18 protein-coding genes are annotated in these 19,188 nt (G+C 36.6%); 4 read left to right on the top strand and 14 right to left on the bottom strand.

Annotated features, from left to right (window positions below; genetic code table 11):
* Positions 1-82: 82 nt before the first annotated feature.
* Positions 83-961 carry a 16S rRNA (cytosine(1402)-N(4))-methyltransferase RsmH gene (gene rsmH, locus FKM95_RS00090; protein ID WP_159128810.1) on the top strand — a complete coding sequence of 293 codons (879 nt, stop codon included), beginning with the start codon at positions 83-85 and terminating at the stop codon, positions 959-961.
* Here rsmH and lon read toward each other — a convergent pair whose 3' ends face one another.
* Positions 962-3,352 (bottom strand): endopeptidase La, encoded by a 2,391-nt coding sequence (gene lon, locus FKM95_RS00085; protein ID WP_226338813.1) that lies wholly within the window; start codon positions 3,350-3,352, stop codon positions 962-964.
* 69 nt (positions 3,353-3,421) lie between these two features.
* Entirely contained in the window at positions 3,422-4,627 is a 1,206-nt protein-coding gene (gene clpX, locus FKM95_RS00080) for an ATP-dependent Clp protease ATP-binding subunit ClpX (RefSeq protein ID WP_159128808.1), read from the bottom strand.
* A 74-nt stretch (positions 4,628-4,701) separates the two neighbouring features.
* Between clpX and FKM95_RS00075 the strand changes: the two genes are divergently transcribed.
* Positions 4,702-4,866: a hypothetical protein gene (locus FKM95_RS00075; protein WP_159128807.1), complete on the top strand. Its 165-nt coding sequence runs from the start codon at positions 4,702-4,704 to the stop codon at positions 4,864-4,866.
* Positions 4,867-5,042: 176 nt separating this feature from the next.
* The gene (gene der / locus FKM95_RS00070) at positions 5,043-6,356 is read left to right on the top strand and encodes a ribosome biogenesis GTPase Der (RefSeq protein ID WP_159128834.1); all 1,314 of its coding nucleotides are present in this window, start codon (positions 5,043-5,045) and stop codon (positions 6,354-6,356) included.
* 17 nt (positions 6,357-6,373) lie between these two features.
* On the opposite strand, the gene FKM95_RS00065 is transcribed toward der, so the two are convergent.
* Positions 6,374-6,727 (bottom strand): rRNA maturation RNAse YbeY, encoded by a 354-nt coding sequence (locus FKM95_RS00065; protein ID WP_159128833.1) that lies wholly within the window; start codon positions 6,725-6,727, stop codon positions 6,374-6,376.
* A gap of 143 nt (positions 6,728-6,870) precedes the next feature.
* On the opposite strand from FKM95_RS00065, the gene ribH reads away from it, so the two are divergent.
* The gene (gene ribH, locus FKM95_RS00060) at positions 6,871-7,323 is read left to right on the top strand and encodes a 6,7-dimethyl-8-ribityllumazine synthase (RefSeq protein WP_159128832.1); all 453 of its coding nucleotides are present in this window, start codon (positions 6,871-6,873) and stop codon (positions 7,321-7,323) included.
* Between the two features lie 94 nt (positions 7,324-7,417).
* On the opposite strand, the gene cgtA is transcribed toward ribH, so the two are convergent.
* The 11 genes from cgtA to FKM95_RS00005 form a co-directional block, all read right to left on the bottom strand.
* Positions 7,418-8,428, bottom strand: coding sequence for an Obg family GTPase CgtA (cgtA, locus tag FKM95_RS00055; protein ID WP_159128831.1), 1,011 nt, complete (start codon positions 8,426-8,428; stop codon positions 7,418-7,420).
* 265 nt (positions 8,429-8,693) lie between these two features.
* Positions 8,694-9,134, bottom strand: coding sequence for a ClpXP protease specificity-enhancing factor SspB (locus FKM95_RS00050; RefSeq protein ID WP_159128830.1), 441 nt, complete (start codon positions 9,132-9,134; stop codon positions 8,694-8,696).
* Positions 9,135-9,153: 19 nt separating this feature from the next.
* Positions 9,154-10,821 carry a dihydroxy-acid dehydratase gene (gene ilvD, locus FKM95_RS00045; RefSeq protein WP_159128829.1) on the bottom strand — a complete coding sequence of 556 codons (1,668 nt, stop codon included), beginning with the start codon at positions 10,819-10,821 and terminating at the stop codon, positions 9,154-9,156.
* Positions 10,822-10,954: 133 nt separating this feature from the next.
* Positions 10,955-11,281, bottom strand: coding sequence for an iron-sulfur cluster insertion protein ErpA (erpA, locus tag FKM95_RS00040; protein WP_159128828.1), 327 nt, complete (start codon positions 11,279-11,281; stop codon positions 10,955-10,957).
* Entirely contained in the window at positions 11,281-11,679 is a 399-nt protein-coding gene (gene rpsI / locus FKM95_RS00035; protein ID WP_159128827.1) for a 30S ribosomal protein S9, read from the bottom strand. Before rpsI ends, erpA begins: the two co-directional genes overlap by 1 nt.
* 831 nt (positions 11,680-12,510) lie before the next feature.
* A complete protein-coding gene (locus FKM95_RS00030; protein WP_159128826.1) occupies positions 12,511-13,479 on the bottom strand; it encodes a transaldolase family protein in 969 nt (322 codons plus the stop codon).
* A 139-nt stretch (positions 13,480-13,618) separates the two neighbouring features.
* Positions 13,619-14,179 (bottom strand): ribosome-recycling factor, encoded by a 561-nt coding sequence (locus FKM95_RS00025; protein WP_159128825.1) that lies wholly within the window; start codon positions 14,177-14,179, stop codon positions 13,619-13,621.
* 80 nt (positions 14,180-14,259) lie between these two features.
* Entirely contained in the window at positions 14,260-15,657 is a 1,398-nt protein-coding gene (dnaB, locus tag FKM95_RS00020) for a replicative DNA helicase (RefSeq protein WP_159128824.1), read from the bottom strand.
* Positions 15,658-15,786: 129 nt separating this feature from the next.
* A complete protein-coding gene (gene rpmA, locus FKM95_RS00015) occupies positions 15,787-16,050 on the bottom strand; it encodes a 50S ribosomal protein L27 (RefSeq protein WP_159128823.1) in 264 nt (87 codons plus the stop codon).
* Complete coding sequence (gene rplU / locus FKM95_RS00010; RefSeq protein ID WP_159128822.1) at positions 15,987-16,445, bottom strand: 50S ribosomal protein L21; 459 nt, start codon at positions 16,443-16,445, stop codon at positions 15,987-15,989. The genes rpmA and rplU overlap by 64 nt, the downstream gene beginning before the upstream one ends.
* Before the next feature lie 139 nt (positions 16,446-16,584).
* A complete protein-coding gene (locus FKM95_RS00005) occupies positions 16,585-18,855 on the bottom strand; it encodes a preprotein translocase subunit SecA (RefSeq protein ID WP_159128821.1) in 2,271 nt (756 codons plus the stop codon).
* Positions 18,856-19,188 lie beyond the last annotated feature (333 nt).

The raw sequence follows: 19,188 nt of genomic DNA, 5'->3' as shown, positions 1-19,188 counted from the left end.
CTAAACTGCACTAAGGATATTATATTGTTAAACCCAACCCTCAGCTATTCTTTCTCTCACACACACACTCTCCCATAAACCTATGAACTGCTATTATCAACATTCACCTGTTTTATTACATGAAACTATAAAGAACCTAAACATAAAAGCTAATGGAACTTATTTAGATTGTACTTTTGGAATGGGTGGTCATTCAAAGCTTATATTATCTAAACTATCTAATAATGGTAAACTGCTGTCCTTTGACTGTGACCCAGATACATATGCATATTCTAAGACTATAAATGACTATAGGTTTTATTATATCCATAGCTCTTTCTCTAATATAGATAAATATCTTTTAGTATTTAACTTAATAGGTAAGGTTGATGGTATTATTTTAGACTTAGGTATTTCTTTTCATCAACTAACTAAATCAGAAAGAGGCTTCTCATTCTATAAAGATGGTCCGTTAGATATGCGTATGGATAATACTAGAGGAAAGCCGTTATTTGATTGGCTAGCTTCAGCTAAAGAATATGAAGTTAATAACATATTAAAAAGCTTTGGTGATGAAAAGCTTTCTATATCTATAGCTAAGGACATTTTAGCTTATATAGAAAAGAATAGAATTACAAGAACGAAAGAACTATCTAAAGTTATAACAAAAGCTAAAGGATGGTCTAAAAAGAAAACCCATCCTGCTACATGCACTTTCCAAGCTTTTAGGATATTTATAAATAATGAACTAGAAGAACTTAGCTCTATATTAAATATCTCCTTAGCTGCTTTATCTAAACATGGGAGGCTAGTTGTATTAAGTTTTAATTCTATAGAAGATAAGTTAGTAAAAGCCTTTATATCTAACAATAGTCATAAAAACATCCTAAAAAGCTTTAGTAAAATAAAACCATCAAAACAAGAAGCTAAATATAACCCTAGCTCACGAAGTGCAATCTTAAGGTTTGCAGAAAAGGTATAGTTAGTATTCTGTTTGGTGTGCATAAGAACTTGGGGTAACTGTAGGCACACCGAATGACTTTAACAGCTTCTGAGGAGTCTTTAGCATAATGATTAAGGCTTGATCTATCCATTTAATAGGGACTACGTTTATTGTAAGCTTGGAACGATTGGGCATGCTTTCTAATTCTTTTAGGTTATCTTCTGGAATCAATACAGTTCTCGCATTTCCTCTTTGAGCAGCATAAAGCTTTTCAGTCAGACCTCCTATTGGTAAAACTTCTCCATTTAGGGTAACTTCTCCAGTAACTGCAACTTCAGAACGCACAATGCTATCTGTCAACACCGAGAATATAGAAACCACAACAGCAACACCAGCTGAAGGACCATCTTTTGGAACAGCGTTTTCAGGTGCATGGATATGAATGTCACTTTCACTAATTGGAGCGCAAAGATTAACAACACATACCCTAGAACGAGTTATTGAACGAGCAGCTTCTATAGATTCCTTCATCACCTTGCCTAACGAGCCAGTTCGCAAGATCCTACCTTTGCCACTCAATATCAGAGCTTCAATGAACAACAAGTCTCCACCTGATTCAGACCAAGCCAACCCCGCTACCTGTCCGATCCTACCCTGTTTTAAGGAGTTGGTGATGCTATATTTTGGGTTACCAAGATAATGCTTTAAGTTATTTGAGCTAATTACATGGTGCGTTGACTCCTTCAAGTTTAAAGCTTTCCTAGCTATTTTTCTACAGATCTTAGCTATTTCTTTTTCTAATGAGCGTACGCCAGGTTCTCGAGTATAATATCTAATCATTTCGTTAATTGCATTCTTGGAGAAACAAACCTCCCCTTCTTTCAAACCACTATTTATCAGATGTTTTTTAATCAGGTAGGCATGTGCAATGTTTGCTTTCTCATCTTCAGTGTAACCAGGAATCTTTATTACTTCCATTCTATCAACTAGAGGTTTTGGAATGTTAAGGGAATTTGCAGTTGCGATAAACATAACGTCCGAAAGATCAAACTCAACTTCAATATAGTGATCACAAAAAAAAGAGTTTTGTTCAGGATCTAAAACTTCTAGTAATGCTGATGCAGGGTCACCTCTTAAGTCTGAACCAACCTTATCAACTTCATCCAGCAAAAAAAGCGGGTTGCATACTTTTACTTTTATTAAGCTTTGAAGTATTTTACCTGGCATTGAGCCTACATACGTTCGTCGATGTCCTCTGATTTCTGCTTCATCATGAACTCCACCTAAAGAAGCTCTAACAAACCTTCTGCCAATAGCTTTTGCAATAGATCTTCCAAGTGAAGTTTTTCCAACACCTGGTGGTCCAACAAAACAGAGGATAGGTGTTCTCGCTTTACCAGCTCGTTTACTAATAACTAAATGTTCTATTACTCTGCTTTTTACTTCGCTTAAACCATAGTGGTTAGCATTCAGAAGGTCTTCAGCTTTATTGATATCTATTTGAGCTACGCTTTTCCTTTTCCAAGGCAAGGAAATGAGGACTTCAATATAGCTTCGTATTACGTTAGAATCCGCAGATGAAGGAGCCATTGTTCTTAGCTTTCTCAATTCTCTTTTGGCTTTAGCTTTCACATCCTCAGGCATTTTTGAAGCCTCAATACAACCAACAACTCTATCAATGTCAGAAAGCTCTTCAGGTTCACCTAGCTCCTTTTGTATTGCTTTGAGCTGTTCATGTAAGAAATATTCCTTTTGGCTCTTCTCCATTTGGTGCTTAATTCTATCTTGCAGTCTATCTTCTAATAACAAAGAACTCATCTCATACTCTATCCTTTCTGCTAAGATTTCAAGTCTTGCTTCAATGGTGGGTGCTTCTAACATTCTTTGCTTCTGTTTTAAACCTGGGACTACGCTAATAGCAATAGTATCAAACAACTTGTTAACTTCCTTTAGGTCAAAGCCACCAATCATTCTTAGTGTAAGTTCAGCTTCTTCAGAATATCTTTTGTTCAAATGTAGGTAACATTCGAATCTATTGACTACCATCCTAAACAAGCTTTCTATGGTTCTTGGGTTAGAGGTTTGATATTCATATGCAAAAGGTATTACTTCGCAGCATTGGAAGTTGTTAGATCTTGTTGATATTATTTCAGACCTTTGTACACCTTCAACCATAACTTTCATTGTACCATCAGGTAGTCTCAAAAGCTGTCTAATTACGCCTATACAGCCTATATTGTAGAGTTCAGCTGCACACTGTTTGCTAATGCAGTTCTTTTGTGTAACTATCATCAGTCTTATGGCATTAGCTTTTGTTAGTTCCACAGTGTTAATGGTTCTCTTCCTGTCTACAAATATTGGAAGAGCCATTCCGGGAAACATAACAATATCTTTCAAGGATAACAGGGGTAGCTTAGAGCTTTTCGTCATAAGATGATGAACTTGCATAATTACCTTCAGGAAGCCACCAACCTTTAAGAGATGGTAAGTTAATGTTAGCTATAAACTATCGTACACCATTATTGGCTTTTTAGATCCATCAACCACCATTCCGTCAAGTATTACTTTTTCCACGCTTCGTAACATTGGCACTTGATACATTATATCTACCAGAAGGCTTTCCAATATTGAACGTAAACCTCTTGCTCCAGTACCTAATTCTATCGCTCGTTTTACTATTGCTCTTAATGCAGAGTCGTGCACTATTAGCTGAACTCCTTCACTATCGAGTAACATCTTAAACTGATTAACTAATGCTTTTTTGGGTTCTGTTAGGATTCTCATTAGATCAGCTTCATTTAAGCATCGGAGAGTTTCAATGATGGGTAACCTTCCAACCAACTCTGGAATCATTCCAAACTTGATGAGGTCCTTTGCTGATATCTTTTTGGTTGAACAATGTGTCATATCTTTTAGCTCAGTTGAATCTTTCTGGAAACCGATGGTATATTTCTTGTGGGTTTGGCTTGTTATCTTTTCCAGGCTCTCAAACGAACCTCCACATATGAACAGGATGTTTGAAGTATCCATCAAAATGAACTCCGAGTCTGGCTGTCCTTTGGTTCCGTAACATGGCACAGATACTGAAGTTCCTTCTAATAGTTTTAGCATAGCTTGCTGTACACCTTCACCTGAAATATCTCTGCCGACCACGGAGTTATTTGACTTACGAGAAAGCTTGTCTATTTCATCTATATACACTATACCCTTCTGTGCCAACTCAACATCATAGCTACAAGCCTGTAAGAGCTTTTGCAATATGTTTTCTACATCGTCTCCAACATATCCAGCCTCGGTAAATGAGGTAGCGTCCACAATAATAAATGGAACGTTTAGGAATTGAGCCATCGTTTGTGCTATCAGTGTTTTGCCTGAACCAGTATGGCCCACCAATAATATATTACTTTTGAATAACTCCGACTCTTCTGGTCTTTTCTTTCCTATTCTTTTGTAATGATTGTAGATGGAAACTGTAATGGATTTCTTCACAGCATTTTGACCAACAACGTATTTATCTAGCTCTACATGCATCTCACAAGGTAATACAGAAGGTCCTGGTTTACTTTGAGTTCTTCTTAAGCTCTGAATTAGTTCCATACTTATTTTAATACATACCTCACAGATAGAAGCGAACGGACTAATAACTAACTTATAGCTCTTGCTTTCGGTACATCCACAAAATGAACAGACTTTAACATAGCTCATATAGATTCCTAGTTTAGAGTTTTAAAGGTTTAGAAACGTTCTCTTAGACTTCTTTAATCAATATATAGCTTCGTGTGTTAGCTGTTCTTCAAGACTTCGGGGGTTTAGCTGTTATATGCCAGTGCTATGCTATGCCAGTGCCAGTGCCAGTGCCAGTGCCAGTGCCAGTGCCAGTGCCAGTGCCAGTGCCAGTGCCAGTGCCAGTGCCAGTATCAGTATCAGTATCAATATGTAGCTAAACCAGAACTTAGAGTATATGATGATGCTGCTGATATGCTTCGGAAGTACATTACATTCCTTCTTAGCTACTACATCCCAAAGAGCCATAGCTCCAACAGCCAATATATCATATGAAAGCTAATAAAAAAGAAGAAACAATAATAGCTTTGTCAACGTCCCAAAAGGTAAACATAGGATGAAATACGCACCTATTCCTATATTAGGAAGACCAAATGTTGGGAAAACCACCTTGTTCAACCGCATAACATGCCATCATGGTTCAATAGCATACAATTTACCAGGCCTTACAGCTGATAGTAAATATGGTATTGGAGCTCTACATCGTAAAAGGTTTGGACTGTACTATGTTCTGGATACTAACGGCTGGGAAGTCTACAGTGACCCTACAGACCAACTTAAGAAAGCAGTTAACCTTTCCAGTACGGTCATTCTTGTTTTAGATGCTAGAGAAGGACTAACTACAGGAGATCTTAAGTTCTTAAGCTGTCTTTCGAGACTCGACAAGCTCGTTTACGTAGCAATAAACAAGTCAGACCCCAACTGTATTTTATTGAAGAAGGAATTTAACCACATCACCTACAGTTCTTTCTTCGTGTCATCTGTTCATAATATTGGAATTAAAAGAATGATGTACTACATCCTAAGGAATCTAAACCAAACATTGAATGTAAAAAAAGAACTAGGAACCAGAAATAGCGCCAGAGTAGCAATAGTTGGAAAGCCAAATGTTGGTAAATCTACGTTAGTAAATACTTTAGTAGGTTATTACCGTTCGGTAGTTTCTAGTGTATCAGGTACCACAAAGGATCCAATCGAAGTTTCTCTTATGTTCAAAGATCATCAATACACAATGATTGACACTGGAGGCTTGAGAAGAAAAGGGAATATTGAAAGTTCTGTTGCTAGATGTGTAACCTTAAAAGCGCTACAAACAATTCTAACATCCAATATCGTATTATTGGTGGTTGATGCACAGTTCGGAATAGCAAAGCATGACCTTACAATTATTGACTTTACACTCAGGAACAACAAAGCTCTAGCAGTTGGTTTTAACAAATGTGACACTGTTAAAGAAGTTAGCGTTAAAAATAAACTGCTTGAACTACAAAGGTTTAAAGAACAGTTTCATGTATGCGCTTTAGCTTTCTCAGCACTTAAACGGGTTGGCCTAAACAATCTTTTAGCAACTCTACACAGGCTAAACAATCATGCTAACACAAAGATACCAACTATAAAGCTAAACAAAATGATTGAAGATGTTGTTCCAACCATTGAAAACAATTCTTCAATAAACGCAAAAGCCGCAAAAGACAAAGTTAAACTAAACTATATACACCAAGGCGGCTGTAGTCCTTTGGTTCTAGTAGCACATGGTTCAAATCTTAATAAGTTAAACAAAGACTCAAAGAGACATATAAAAGAAACCATAAAAGAAAAGCTAGATCTCAATGAGCTTCATATTCACATCAACTTAAGGAATGTACGCTAACAAACCTGAAAGACATACTAAACACTCTGTACGTTTAGAATACCTTTAGCAAAAAGCTCCATGTAATAACTCTGTGTGTTCTTGTTGTAATTTAAACTCTCCTTCATTATAAGCCTATGATGTAATATTAAGTCACAGTACAAGTATTTGGAAGAATTAAAACCAAGGATGCAGAAGGTTAGAATGTTTCCAGGTTTTCTGTTGCTTCTATATTTTATGTTAAAACGCTTCATCTCTCTAGCTCCTACATATCTTATGGTAATGACCATTGTATGTTGGGCGATTAACTGAAGAGTCTCTTTTGTTAAGCTGAATGTTGGCAGAATGTCAAATAAACCAACGGTAGCTTCAGAACCATACTGTATATACATAAGGAACCTCCTGTTATTCTGTTCTTGAATGTATAGTAGGTGGTACCAAGGTCTACAAGAACTATGGAAGAATTCTCTGTGGTAATGCTATAATAGTTTTTAATTATGTTAAACCTAAGCTTTCCCCCAGCTAACAAAACCACATGAAAGCTATATATTCTAGTTACCCCTATAAAGCAGTAGTCATTATTGCTCGTTTTAATTACTTTATTAGCAAGGCCATATTAAAAAGCGTAATGAATATCATTAAGTTAATAGCAACTATAGAAAATACTATAGATATTCTTTGGGTTTCTGGTTCTAATGAGATGCCAATAATAGTAAATAGCTTATTATATAATAAAAGGTATAATATTATAATTCCAATAGGTTCTGTCATTCGAGGAGATACCTTTCATTTTAAAATTGTAGTTAGTAATTGCAACTTAAACTATAACAATATAACAATAAATAATAAGCTAACAATAACTTCAGGGATACTAATAACAGATAATATTGAACAAGCTATTGAACGGACAGAACCTAAAGCTGGAAATAAAGGAACTGACTCAATAGTTACTATATTAGAATTAGCTAATATTATGAATAGTATTTAGCTATAAGCTATAAGTAGGTAAGACCTATAGAAACCTTTCCCCCCATTCTCTAAAGGACTAGCAGCTATATAAAAGACAGCTAATAAGAACCAATCTATGTCTTAGATAGGTAATATAGGATATCGTAACATAGTTTTTTAATGCCAACATAGTTTATAGTTGAAGTTAGATAGTATTTAGTTTTCCATTCTATTCTTCTTATAAACCTATCAACAAACTTTATTAAATAGAACTTATCAGTTATCTTATCTATTTTATTAAAAACTAACCAACAAAGCTTTTTTGAAGTTAAGTTATTATATTGATATAGTTCATTATTGATAGTTTTAATAGCTTTATATAAAAACGCCTCATTCATATATTTTAAGTCAACAAAATGTAATAATAACTTACAACGTTCTAAATGCTTTAAAAACCTAACACCTAAACCAATACCATTAGAAACGTCTTCAATTAAACCAGGAATATCAGCAATAATAAAGTTATTACTATATAGTTGAACAACTCCTAAAACTGGAAAAGATGTGGTAAAAGAATAATTAGCTATTTTTGATTTAGCTTTCGAAACAGAATTAATAAAAGTAGACTTTCCAACATTTGGTAAACCTAATATGCCTACATCAGCGATTAACAACAATTCCATAAGAATATCACAGGCCTCCCCCGGAAATCCTTTATTCTTTTGCAGTTTATTAGTTGTTTTAAGTTTTAAATTACCTATACCGTGGAAACCACCTTTTGCTACTAAGACCTTTTGACCAACAAAAGACATATCAATAATAAGTTTGTTAGTTTTAACATCAATAATTCTTGTCCCTATTGGAGTTTTTATTACTATATCTTTTCCTTTTTTTCCAGTACAATTATTTCTTTTGCCATTAGTCCCGCTTTCAGCGATATATATCCTTTTGAGTTTAAAGTATAATAAGGTATTTATAGCTTTTTCAGAATATAACCAAACATCACCTCCATCACCTCCATCACCTCCATCCGGTATTTTATAATGTATAGCTTTCTCTTTTCGAAAAGCTACACTTCCATTACCTCCAGCTCCAGCTTTGATTGAAATAATAGCTTCATCTATAAAGTTGGTATTTATGTTCATCAGGTGTTATATATTAACTATGGGTAATGAAACGGTATTTCCTACCAAAAGCCTAAGTCTAATTCCAGCAGTTTTTAGTTTTACAACCGAGAAAATGCGATGATTACTACCTGATCCACCCCCAAATAAGCTGTCATTGCTCCTATGGCTTTTATCCAGGGGGAGGAAAAGAATATTGCAGGCTCTTCTCCTAAAGACCAGGCATCCAAACAACAGGTTACAAACGATATAAAATAACACTAATATAAAGAACTACAACCCACTACTAAACCTCCTGCTTTTCGATCTTTTCGTTAATACAAATGGTTACTTTGAAGTTGGCATTTGTCTTGGTTGTGTTCCTGTTGATTGTTGTTCTTTCAAGCCTAGCAAGTGGATAATTATACATTGAAACACCATTACCAACTTCTAAACCATAAACCGCCATCAACTGCACAAACCAAACCTTAACATTATGGACTAAGCCTGAAAAGCTAGTGTTAAAAGCTAACGCATCGTTGGTAATGGTAAGCTTTTGAACTGCTTTTCTACTGAGACTAATAATTAACTCTTCCAGCTTTAATAGACGGTTTGGTAAGTTATTGCTAACACTAGGTCTAAATAATATACAGGGTGTATATCTATTACTGATGCACCATTGGTATATTGAATACACGATTGTAGCTTCAATACTAAACCTGCTGAACATTAGCTTAGGAATATGCATTGGCTTTCAGGTGTTTGTTTTAAACTGTAACTGAACCAAAACTAGATTGGTTAACCACTTCAGCGTATCTTTTAAGGATACCTCTTCTGTTCTCAAATGTTGGTAGCCTCCATAGCTTTCGACGCTTCAATAGCTCAGCGTTACTAACATGCAAATGTATAAGAGCTTCTGATAAGTCAACTGTTATCAAGTCGTTGTCCTTAACCAAAGCAATAACTCCACCAACAAAAGCTTCAGGAGCAACATGTCCTACTACTATACCCCAAGAACCACCAGAAAACCTACCGTCAGTGATCAAACATACTTTATCTCCAAGTCCTTTACCAACTAAAGCAGAAGTGGGAGAGAGCATCTCAGGCATTCCAGGTCCTCCTTTAGGTCCAAGATATCTTATTATTACAATGTTGCCAGCTGTAATTCTATCGTCCAATATTGCATTGGTTGTACTCTCTTCATCGTTGAATACTTTGGCTCTGCCAGTAATAGCACTCCGTTTGATGCCTAATGTTTTGGCAACTGCTCCAAACACTGCAAGATTACCTTTTAAAGCTAGTAGGTGTCCTTGTTGGTGCAGTGGCTTGTTGATTGGTAGTATAACTTTGTATTTACTTTGGGTAGCAAACTTAATCCTATTGAGCTCTTCTCCTAAAGAACGACCAGTGACGGTGACACATTGTTTGTGAATCAGCCCTTGAACTGATAGTCTTTTTAAAACCTGAGGAACACCTCCAACATTGTGTAAGTCAGTTGTTGCATGGACTCCTGAAGGTTTTAGGTTGCAAGTCACTGGGATTCTCTTTCTTATTGTTTCTATGTCGTCTAACGTTAAGTTAATTCGAACGCTGTTTGCAATGGCAAGGTAGTGTAGAATAGCATTTGTGGAGCCACCAAGATACATTACAACAGCTATTGCATTTTCAACTGCTTTCCTTGTAATCAGACTGTTTGGTTTAATTCCTAATCTTAAGGCCTTCATTAAAAACTTCGCAGACAAATGAGATGATCGGAGCTTTTCAGTATTAGGACTTGCCATCGTTGATGAATAAAACAGAGAAATGCCTAACGTCTCGAATGAAGCACTCATAGTGTTCGCAGTATACATACCACCGCAAGAACCGGTGGTAGGGCACGAATGCTTCTCTATTTCTGTAAAGTCTTCATGTGTAAGAGCCTGTGAACTGAGCTTTCCTACTGCTTCAAACGAAGAAACAATGGTAAGAGCCTTTCCTTTCCAGTAACCTGGCAATATGGTGCCCCCATATATATATACGCTAGGAACGTTAATTCTTATTAGTGCCATCAAACCACCTGGAAGATTCTTATCGCAGCCTCCTACCACAATAAGTCCATCCATACTTTGGCCTAGCGCACACACTTCTATACTATCTGCAATCACTTCCCTAGAGACTAAAGAATATTTCATTCCTGGAGTCCCCATAGAAATACCATCAGAAACAGTTGGGACTCCAAAAGATTGAGCTATGGTTCCATGTCGGTTAAGAAAGCTACTTACAGTGGTTGTTAGTCTTTGTAAACCAGCATTACAAGGGGTAATAGTGGAATATCCGTTAGCTATGCCAACTATTGGTTTCTTAAAGTCCTTTAGTTTACAGCCTAATGCGTAGAACATAGACCTGTTTGCAGTTCTAACATAACCTTTTGTAACACTCTTGGAATTGTACTTCATTTTAGATCCATTCGTCAACTGCATATATTAGTAGCTAACCTTGAAGCTGTATCATAACCTGTCGTTCTAATCTGCCAGTCTCTATATATTATTCAGCTTTTGGGTTTCAGGTTCTATTGGGGGGGGAGCTATTCTACATTACAAAAGAAGCTCCACAATGACAGGTAGTAACGGAGCTAGGAGTATAGACCATGAAATAAGATCCATCTATACTACTTCTATAGTCAATGGTTGCATTGTTAAGATACTGTAAGCTAATGCAGTCTACTATGAAGCTAACTGATCTTTTTACAAATGCTAAGTCATCCGCACATACTTTCTCGACAAGTGCAAACATATATTGAAGACCTGCACAACCACCACCCAGTACAAATATTCTAAGCTTTAAGCTTGGGTTGCTTTTCTCTTGTATGACTTGGTGCAGATGCTTTGTTGAGTTATCTGTGAAGAACAACTTCATTATCTCTTTGAGAATTGCTTTTGTTTTCTAGCTTTATGTAAACCACACTTTTTCCTTTCTACTTCTCTTGAATCTCTAGTCAAATATCCTTGTTTGGCAAGTGTTTGTTTAAATGCTGGACTAAAACTAACGAGAGCCCTGGATAACCCAAGTCTGATAGAGTCAGCCTGTCCACTTTTACCACCACCTTTAACTGTTGCTTTAAGTAGAAAGGAGCGTTTAGTAGGTAGTTGTTGTATGACTTGGCGTAACATTTCGATATGCTTATGTCTTGTAAAATAGTCATTCAGACGTATTCCATTTACCAGCATCTCATTCTTAATATTTTCTCTAATAAAAACTCTAGCAGTAGATCTTTTTCTTCGACCTGTTCCATAAAACCAGCTACAGATGCCCATTTAGTTCTCCCTCTCCAGTTGAAAGATGTGGTCTTTGAGACAGGGTTTCTAGTTCTGTCTGTACTATATGTTATATGGGTGGAGGTCTATTAGATATTAGGTTTGTCTCTGTGTTGATGAAGAAGAAGGTTGATGATGGTGGAAGAGAAGGAGGGTGTGAGGGAGTTGGAAATAAATGTGTGTGAAAGACTGGGAGTGTGTGAGAGAAGAGGAGAATGAGAGAGGAGAATGGTAGGAGAAGAAGATGGGTATAGAAGATGGGTATAGAAGAAGAGAGATATAATAGGAAGCTCTTTCCCCAACAGGTGGTATGTCCATGCCTATAGCTGCACGCATTAGAACCTAGAACTACCAGGTATTTCATAGTGAAGACAACAGCCATAAACATAACCATAAGCATAACTTCAACTAAACGAATTAATGGTGAAGCCTCAATCAAAACCTTCCCCTTCTCTCCCTCCCCCCAAAACCTATAACAAGTCCTTCCTTTCCTTTCCTTTCCTTTCTACCTCTTTACTACTCTTCCTTTTCCCCCCAGGCTTCCCCCTCAACACATCCAATACATTTTACCTTCTTTCCCCTTCCTACCTTTACCTTCCCCCCCAATAGCACCACCAAATACCTTCAACACAACCCAAAGCAATATCCACTGCCCTAACCACTACAATACAAACCCTCCTAGCTCTATATCTAACAGCTATTTCCCCCTCTATAATACATTCCAATAACTCTATACAAAGGCTGTAAGTCACCCAAACAATAACAGCTTGTTAGTCCTAAACACCTACTGACAGAAGCAACATCATTGAAACCACCTAAATACCTTTCCTCCTAACATCCGCCACAGACTCGCTTTTCAATGTATTTTGTTAGCTCCTGAGTAGCTTTCCTGAATGTGTAGACCCCGTTTATTAGGTTTTTGTATGCGTTACCATTTTGTCTTAATGTTCTATAAAAGAGCTCTTGTCTCCAGATTGGTTTCAGGTCTATGGTTTGTTTCCATTTGGAAGTATGGCTAACTCTTAAAACTGCTGTTGGATGTAAACGCTGCTCATTCTTGAGTTCCAAGAAGATATCAGGACTTAAAGTTACATAGTCACAGCCTGCTACGGATAGAGCTTGTTCAATATTCCTAAAGCTTGCTGCCATTATTTTAGTGTTGTAATTGTTATGTCTGAAATATTGATACACTTGTTCAAGAAGTTGAACACCAACATCTAAAGACTCATTCTGTTTTTTGCAGTTAGAGATTAAGCTTGTGTACATATCAGATACCCGTCCTACAAATGGAGAAATGAGATAGGCTTTGGATTCACCACACAAAACTGCTTGAACTAAAGAGAATACCAACGTCATATTGCATCTTACGTTCTTTTTCCTAGCTAATCTTAATACTTGGATTCCTTCCCATGTTGCAGGCACCTTAATCAGAACTCTGTCCTGTATATTAAACGCTTTGCACAACTTTAAAAGCTCAGCTAACTGTTCCATAGACTTTTCAACATTAAAAGCATAGTCAGCGTTCAACTCAATAGAAACAGAACCAGGAATATGCTTCAGGATTTCATTGCCAAGATGTACTAAGATCTGGTTTATTATTTCAGAAGTAGCGTAAGAATTGTATGATGAAATTACCCCATCTATAAACGCTAAACACTCTTTGTCTTTTGTTGCTTTTAGAATCAACGAAGGGTTTGTAGTAACATCGTTCGGTTGGAGCTTTGCTACTTCCAAATAGTTTCCACTGTCCAAAGCAACTGTTGTATATTTCTTCAAAAAACCTAAAGCAGTCATATTCATTCTTTTTAGTCCTTAGTTCTTAGTTCTTAGTTCTTTGTTAACTGCTCTTTCGAATTTAAATGACGGTGAATCCTTAATGCTTCTCGAAGTCACTAACCGAATGGAAACCCGAAGTTCTATATAAAATAATACATATAAGCTAACGATTAAGAACTTCTGCTTCTTTACATATAGCTATGCTATTAACCTTTTTTATAAAGCAATCAGTAATAGATTGTATTTTTATTTGAAGAGCTTCCATATTATCTTTACTAAACAACTTCTTTTTAAATAAGTCTTTTAGTTTATTATTAAACATACGTCTTGTATTTCGAATAATAACTCTTACCTTTTCAGCTTCATTCTGAACCAACTTAACTAACTTATTTCTATAGGTTTCAGAAAGGTCTGGAAATAAGATACGAACTAAATTGGTTTCTAAATAAGAGCTTAACCCTAAGTTAGCAGCGATAATACTTTTATTTATTATTGGAAGTAGTGAATTATCAAAAGCAGTGATAATCACAGACTTTGTGGACTCTAAAGTAATAGAAGCTAGTTGACGTATAGAAGCTATTTTATTATTATATTTTATTTTGATTCCATTAAGTAAATCAGGAGAAGCTCTTCCTGTTCTATAGTTGTTAATATTTCTTATAAAGGCTTCTATATATTTTCCTGCTTGAAGTTCATAGTCTTTACATATATCTATTGTATTCAAGTTATATGTGCTCCTATATGGGGGGGGGGAAGCATAGTTTATAGACATTCCTAAAACAATATTGTACTGAAAGAACTAATCTAACTATAGCTATCAAAGCGCGACAGCTGGCCATTAAACCTTAACTTAATAGTTCCAGTAGGGCCATTTCGTTGCTTTCCAATAATAACTTCTGCTATTCCATTCATTCCTGAGTTAACACAACCTCGATATACTTCGTCTCGATATATAAATAATATTAAGTCAGCATCTTGTTCAATCGAACCCGACTCTCGTAGATCTGAGTTTATTGGACGTTTATCAACCCTCTGTTCTAAGTTTCTATTTAGTTGCGAAAGCGCTAATATAGGTACTTGCAATTCCTTAGCTAAGGCTTTTAATGAACGTGAAACTTCAGCTATTTCTAATGCTCTATTCTCTGATAAAGACGGTACTTTCATTAGCTGCATATAGTCTACCATAATTAAACTAAGTCCGTTATATTCTCGATAGATACGTTTAGCTCTTGTTCTTAAGTCTGTATGCGTTAGTTCAGGAGAGTCGTCAATATATAGGTTCTTCTTTTTTAAGAGCATATTCATAGTATTAGAAAGCCTTGACCAGTCATTACTATTCAGCTGTCCAGTCCTTATATTTGTTTGATTGATCTTTGATAAAGAAGCTAATATTCTTATCATTATTTGGTCACTAGGCATTTCTAAACTAAATATCAACACTGGTTTATTTTCATTAACAACAGCATTTTCGCATATATTTAAAGCTAATGTTGTTTTACCCATTGAAGGTCTTGCCGCAATGATAATTAAGTCAGACTTTTGTAAACCACACGTTTTTATATCTAACTCATAATATCCACTAGAAAGACCAGTAATACCTTTCTTAGAACTTTTAAATGCCTTTTCTATATTAGCAACTGTTTTCCCTAAGATATTATCAATAGGTTTAGGGCCATTGCTTTCATTAACTCTATGCTCAGCTATATGAAATATCTTTGACTCAGCTATTGCCAATAACTCAGAGCTACTTTTACCTTTCGGACTATAGCTATTATTAATTAACTCTTGAGCTGTTTTGATTAGTTCTCGTTTTATTGCTCTATCTTTAACAATAGCAGCATATTCTAAAATGTTAGCAGTATTTGCAATGGGTTTATATAGATCAGCTAAATAAGAAGAACCACCAATCATAGTTAACTTATCTTTTTGTTCTAATGAGTCGGAAAGTGTAATAAGATCAATTGGTTTATGGGTTTCTAATAACAGTTTCATTTCATTATATATTATCCTATGGCTTCTTTCCATAAAGTCTTGCTCCGAAATAACAGTTGCTATTTCAGTCCATATATTATTATCTACCATTAGACAACCTAATATTGTTTGCTCTGCTTCTAAAGAATGTGGTAATGCCTTCCTTTTTCTATTATGGTTAGTTTCTAGCTTAGCTTTTATATGGGAGGTTGGGTTATTTATTATATTCATAGCTTTTGTTATAGTTAAAAAAGGGGGGGGGTTTATAACTAAATAATATAATAACTATAATATGTGTTAGCTATTGGAAAACCCAAGAGTATTGTTATTAAACAGCTGTTTGGGGAAGGCTCTGTATTGTTAGTTATTACGGAGCACCATTCGAACTTCTACCAGCTTTCTAGAGTCATTCCAGTGATACCTCACTACTCCTTTAGTCAATGCGAACAATGTGTGGTCTTTTCCAGTACCTACGTTTTTACCAGGATGGATCTTTGTGCCTTTCTGACGTACAACAATGGAACCTGGCATTACTAAGACCCCACTGTAAGCTTTGATACCTAGCCTCTTGGACCTCGAGTCTCTATTGTTCCTAGTAGAACCGCCTGCTTTCTTTTGGGCCATGTTAGCAACTGGGTAGTCTGAATGTTTGTTACGATAATTTCAGTACGTAGGCTTCTGTATCCTTGGCTCTTCATGTGATGCTTTCTTCTTTTGTGCTTTAGGATTTCTATCTTTTTGGTTTTGAAGTGCCTTGAAACCATTGCAGTTACTCGGGTTCCTTCGAGAGTAGGTTGTCCAATGTTGGTTTTGTTACAATGTATATGAAGGAGTACATTATGTAGATAAAACAGCCTACCTTCTGGTAAACCCATTCGATCTACAATCACTCTTTTGTTTATCTGTGTCTTATACTGTTTGCCGTTTAGTTTTATTATAGCGTAGCCTAAGTTGTGAACATGGGCTTCATTCCCGATCTGAAATACCATACATTTTGGTTGCTCTTCTTGTTCGTTCATATGGGTTAGCTTTAGTATAGGTTTAGCATTCAGAAATATAGAGCAGCAGTAGGCTTATGTTTATGTTTATGTTTATGTTTATGTATACATATGTTTGTCAGAGGGGGGGGGAAATAGCCTTTCCTAGGTCTGTTCTAGGTTAGATTCCTACTTCTGACAGGCATAGAACATCGAGAGCTAAATAAGCGACCATCCGTTTAAGTAGCTTCAAAGTGTTCTGAATGTATTGAATGTGGGGCTTGTTGAAAGGTTGAAGACTTAAGATTAGGTTCCAGTGAGAGCTGTTTAAAAACCTAAGGTGATTCATCCATATTGAATCCATTGAACCTAATAATAAGCTTTTCTCCAGCTCTTTTCTCTTTTGTATCCCTGTCAATTCAATACAGGCCAATTGGTTTAGGTTAACTAAGAGACTAAACCAAGAGTTCGAATATGCAGCTCCAGCTCTCTTAAAAAGGTTTAAGCTCAATGTTACTTTTAGCTTTTTAGACCAAGAATAACTATAACAGTTGCCTGGCCACTTCTTGGCTTTGAGTACAAAGGCTTCTGATTGGGTTTTAGAAGTTAGCTTTCTTCTCAACATATGTATTGTATATCTTTGGAAGTCCAAGATGTTGCTGAAGCTTGCTAGTTGTGTTTTTTGGTATAGGCTTTTAGTCTGAGTTCTTTTTTGGATGCTTTCAATGGTTTGAGCAAGCATTCTGGGGTCTACGGATAATCTATTTAGATGCCTGTCCTTTAAGGACACATAAAAGCAGGAAGTGCCAGCCTCTCCTTGTCTCCCAGCTCTACCGATTAGCTGTACATCAGCTTTTCTTAGGTTATGTCTACCAATGCCGATGACTCTTAGACCGCCTAACCTTTTGGACTTGAAGTAGGTTTGGTCTTTGGTGTTGTGGTCAAAATATACTAAACCCCCTAACAATATGTTTGTTCCCCTGCCTGCAATGCAGGACGTTATAGTTATCTTATTTGGCTTTCCAGCGTTTGCAACAACTATGGGTTCTAACAGCTGGCTTTTAGCATTCAATAGTTCGTGAGGAAACCCAATGTTGTTTAACATAACAGAAAGCTCTTCAGATTGTTCTACCGATTGTGTTCCAACTAATACTGGCTGTCCACGTTTATAACAACTCTGAATATCTCTGATAACTCCTATAATTCTATCGCGAACCGTCAAACATATTCTGTCTGGTTCATCATATCTGCCTTGTGGTTTGTTTGTTGGAATGACGACTGTTTCCAGGTTATACAGGCTTTTGAGTTCTTGTGTTTCGTTTGCGGTTCCTGTTATTCCTGATAGACTACTGTACATACTAAAATAACTCTGGAGTGTTAGCTGGTCTATAGCCTGGCTGTCTTTCCTTGTTTTGAGAGCTTCTTTTGTTTCGACAGCCAGATGTACTCCATTGGACCAACGTTTGTTAGGCAAGAGTCTACCGGTTAGCTTAGCAATAATTATTACTTCTCCGTTGCGAATGATGTAGTCTCTATCTTTACTAACTGTTTTGTAAGCCTTTAGCAGCACGTACATCATATTTATTAGATGGTAGCTTTTGGGAGTATACAGTTGATATCCGTTTCTAATGAGGTTAGCGTTTATTAGTAGGTTTTCAGTCTTAATAAAACCTAGTTCAGTTAAAAGCAGTTGTTTAGGTTGGTTGGAGTAGTATAGGAAACGGGGGGAGAATGCTTTTCTGGTTTCATATACAAAAAGCTTGATAGCTTTGTTCATCTGAGCATGAAGGTATGTAGAGTTATTTTTAGATGTGGAGACAATGAAAGGTGTCTCAGCTTCATCTATTAATATAGAATCAACCTCATCAACTATCACTATCGAGCAGCTTTGTTTTCTCCTTTGAACATATTCTTGGCCCTTATACGCCAGGTGGTCTTGAAGATAATCAAATATATGCTCACTGAAAGAAACGTAAGTTATATCTGAATTGTATGCTGTTCTTTTTGAGTTGTTAGCCAGGCCTGTAACAGCTTTACCTACTGAGGTCCCTAAGAATTCAAATACGTCCTGTGTTAGCTCACTGTCCCTTTTTGTAAGATGGTCACTAGGGACTACAATGTGAACTCCTGAGTTGAACAGTGAGCAGGCAAAAGCGGCAGCCGCAATTGCCAATGTTTTACCTTCTCCCGTCTTCATTTCCACTGCCTTGCCACTACATAAAGCAAGTCCTCCTAGCAACTGAGTATCATGTAGTCTGAGGCCTATTAGTCTATAACAAGCCTCCTTAAATGAAGCAAAAGCATATGGGAGAAGCTTGTTAAAAGATACGTTTGTTTTCAAGAAAAGTCTAAGTGCATTCGTTTTGAGTTTGAATGTAACATCTTTCAGGGATTTGAAGTAGGGTTCTAGGCCATGAATTCTCGTTGTTTGCTGTATGTATTCTTTTAACATAATAGTTTTCTGAATTCAAGAGAGGTGTGGGTGGTAGAAGATAGAGCTAGAAGAAAGAGAAGGAGATAGGAGAAGGAGAAGCTAAGAACTTGAAGGAGAAGGAGAAGCTAGAAGGTCTTGAAGGAGAAGAAGCTAGAGAGGAGGGTTGTGGGGTTTGAGGCAGGGAGGTAAGCGAATGAGAATGAGAATGAGGTTGAGGGAGAGAGAGAGTCTTCAGGTTGAGGGAGAGGGGTAGGTAGTCCATAGAGGTAGTCCATAGAGGTAGTCCATAGAGGTAGTCCATAGAGGTAGTCCATAGAGCATAGAGCATAGAGAGGGAGGGGTTTTTCTAGG

This window comes from Candidatus Tremblayella phenacoccinincola, assembly GCF_009805595.3.
GTDB lineage: Bacteria > Pseudomonadota > Gammaproteobacteria > Burkholderiales > Burkholderiaceae > Tremblaya > Tremblaya phenacola_D.
The sequence above is the reverse complement of the archived record's forward strand: the minus strand, read 5'-3'. Positions and strand labels throughout refer to the sequence as shown.

What these genes read in the sequence shown, in the direction of transcription:
- lon (WP_226338813.1), bottom strand. Translation starts at nt 3,352, where the DNA reads ATGACGAAAAGCTCTAAGCTACCCCTGTTATCCTTGAAAGATATTGTT.
- erpA (WP_159128828.1), bottom strand. Translation starts at nt 11,281, where the DNA reads ATGAAGTTGTTCTTCACAGATAACTCAACAAAGCATCTGCACCAAGTC.
- clpX (WP_159128808.1), bottom strand. Translation starts at nt 4,627, where the DNA reads ATGAGCTATGTTAAAGTCTGTTCATTTTGTGGATGTACCGAAAGCAAG.
- rsmH (WP_159128810.1), top strand. Translation starts at nt 83, where the DNA reads ATGAACTGCTATTATCAACATTCACCTGTTTTATTACATGAAACTATA.
- FKM95_RS00065 (WP_159128833.1), bottom strand. Translation starts at nt 6,727, where the DNA reads ATGTATATACAGTATGGTTCTGAAGCTACCGTTGGTTTATTTGACATT.
- FKM95_RS00005 (WP_159128821.1), bottom strand. Translation starts at nt 18,855, where the DNA reads ATGTTAAAAGAATACATACAGCAAACAACGAGAATTCATGGCCTAGAA.
- rpsI (WP_159128827.1), bottom strand. Translation starts at nt 11,679, where the DNA reads ATGGGCATCTGTAGCTGGTTTTATGGAACAGGTCGAAGAAAAAGATCT.
- rpmA (WP_159128823.1), bottom strand. Translation starts at nt 16,050, where the DNA reads ATGGCCCAAAAGAAAGCAGGCGGTTCTACTAGGAACAATAGAGACTCG.
- FKM95_RS00030 (WP_159128826.1), bottom strand. Translation starts at nt 13,479, where the DNA reads ATGAATATGACTGCTTTAGGTTTTTTGAAGAAATATACAACAGTTGCT.
- ilvD (WP_159128829.1), bottom strand. Translation starts at nt 10,821, where the DNA reads ATGAAGTACAATTCCAAGAGTGTTACAAAAGGTTATGTTAGAACTGCA.
- cgtA (WP_159128831.1), bottom strand. Translation starts at nt 8,428, where the DNA reads ATGAACATAAATACCAACTTTATAGATGAAGCTATTATTTCAATCAAA.
- der (WP_159128834.1), top strand. Translation starts at nt 5,043, where the DNA reads ATGAAATACGCACCTATTCCTATATTAGGAAGACCAAATGTTGGGAAA.
- ribH (WP_159128832.1), top strand. Translation starts at nt 6,871, where the DNA reads ATGAAAGCTATATATTCTAGTTACCCCTATAAAGCAGTAGTCATTATT.
- dnaB (WP_159128824.1), bottom strand. Translation starts at nt 15,657, where the DNA reads ATGAATATAATAAATAACCCAACCTCCCATATAAAAGCTAAGCTAGAA.
- rplU (WP_159128822.1), bottom strand. Translation starts at nt 16,445, where the DNA reads ATGAACGAACAAGAAGAGCAACCAAAATGTATGGTATTTCAGATCGGG.
- FKM95_RS00050 (WP_159128830.1), bottom strand. Translation starts at nt 9,134, where the DNA reads ATGCATATTCCTAAGCTAATGTTCAGCAGGTTTAGTATTGAAGCTACA.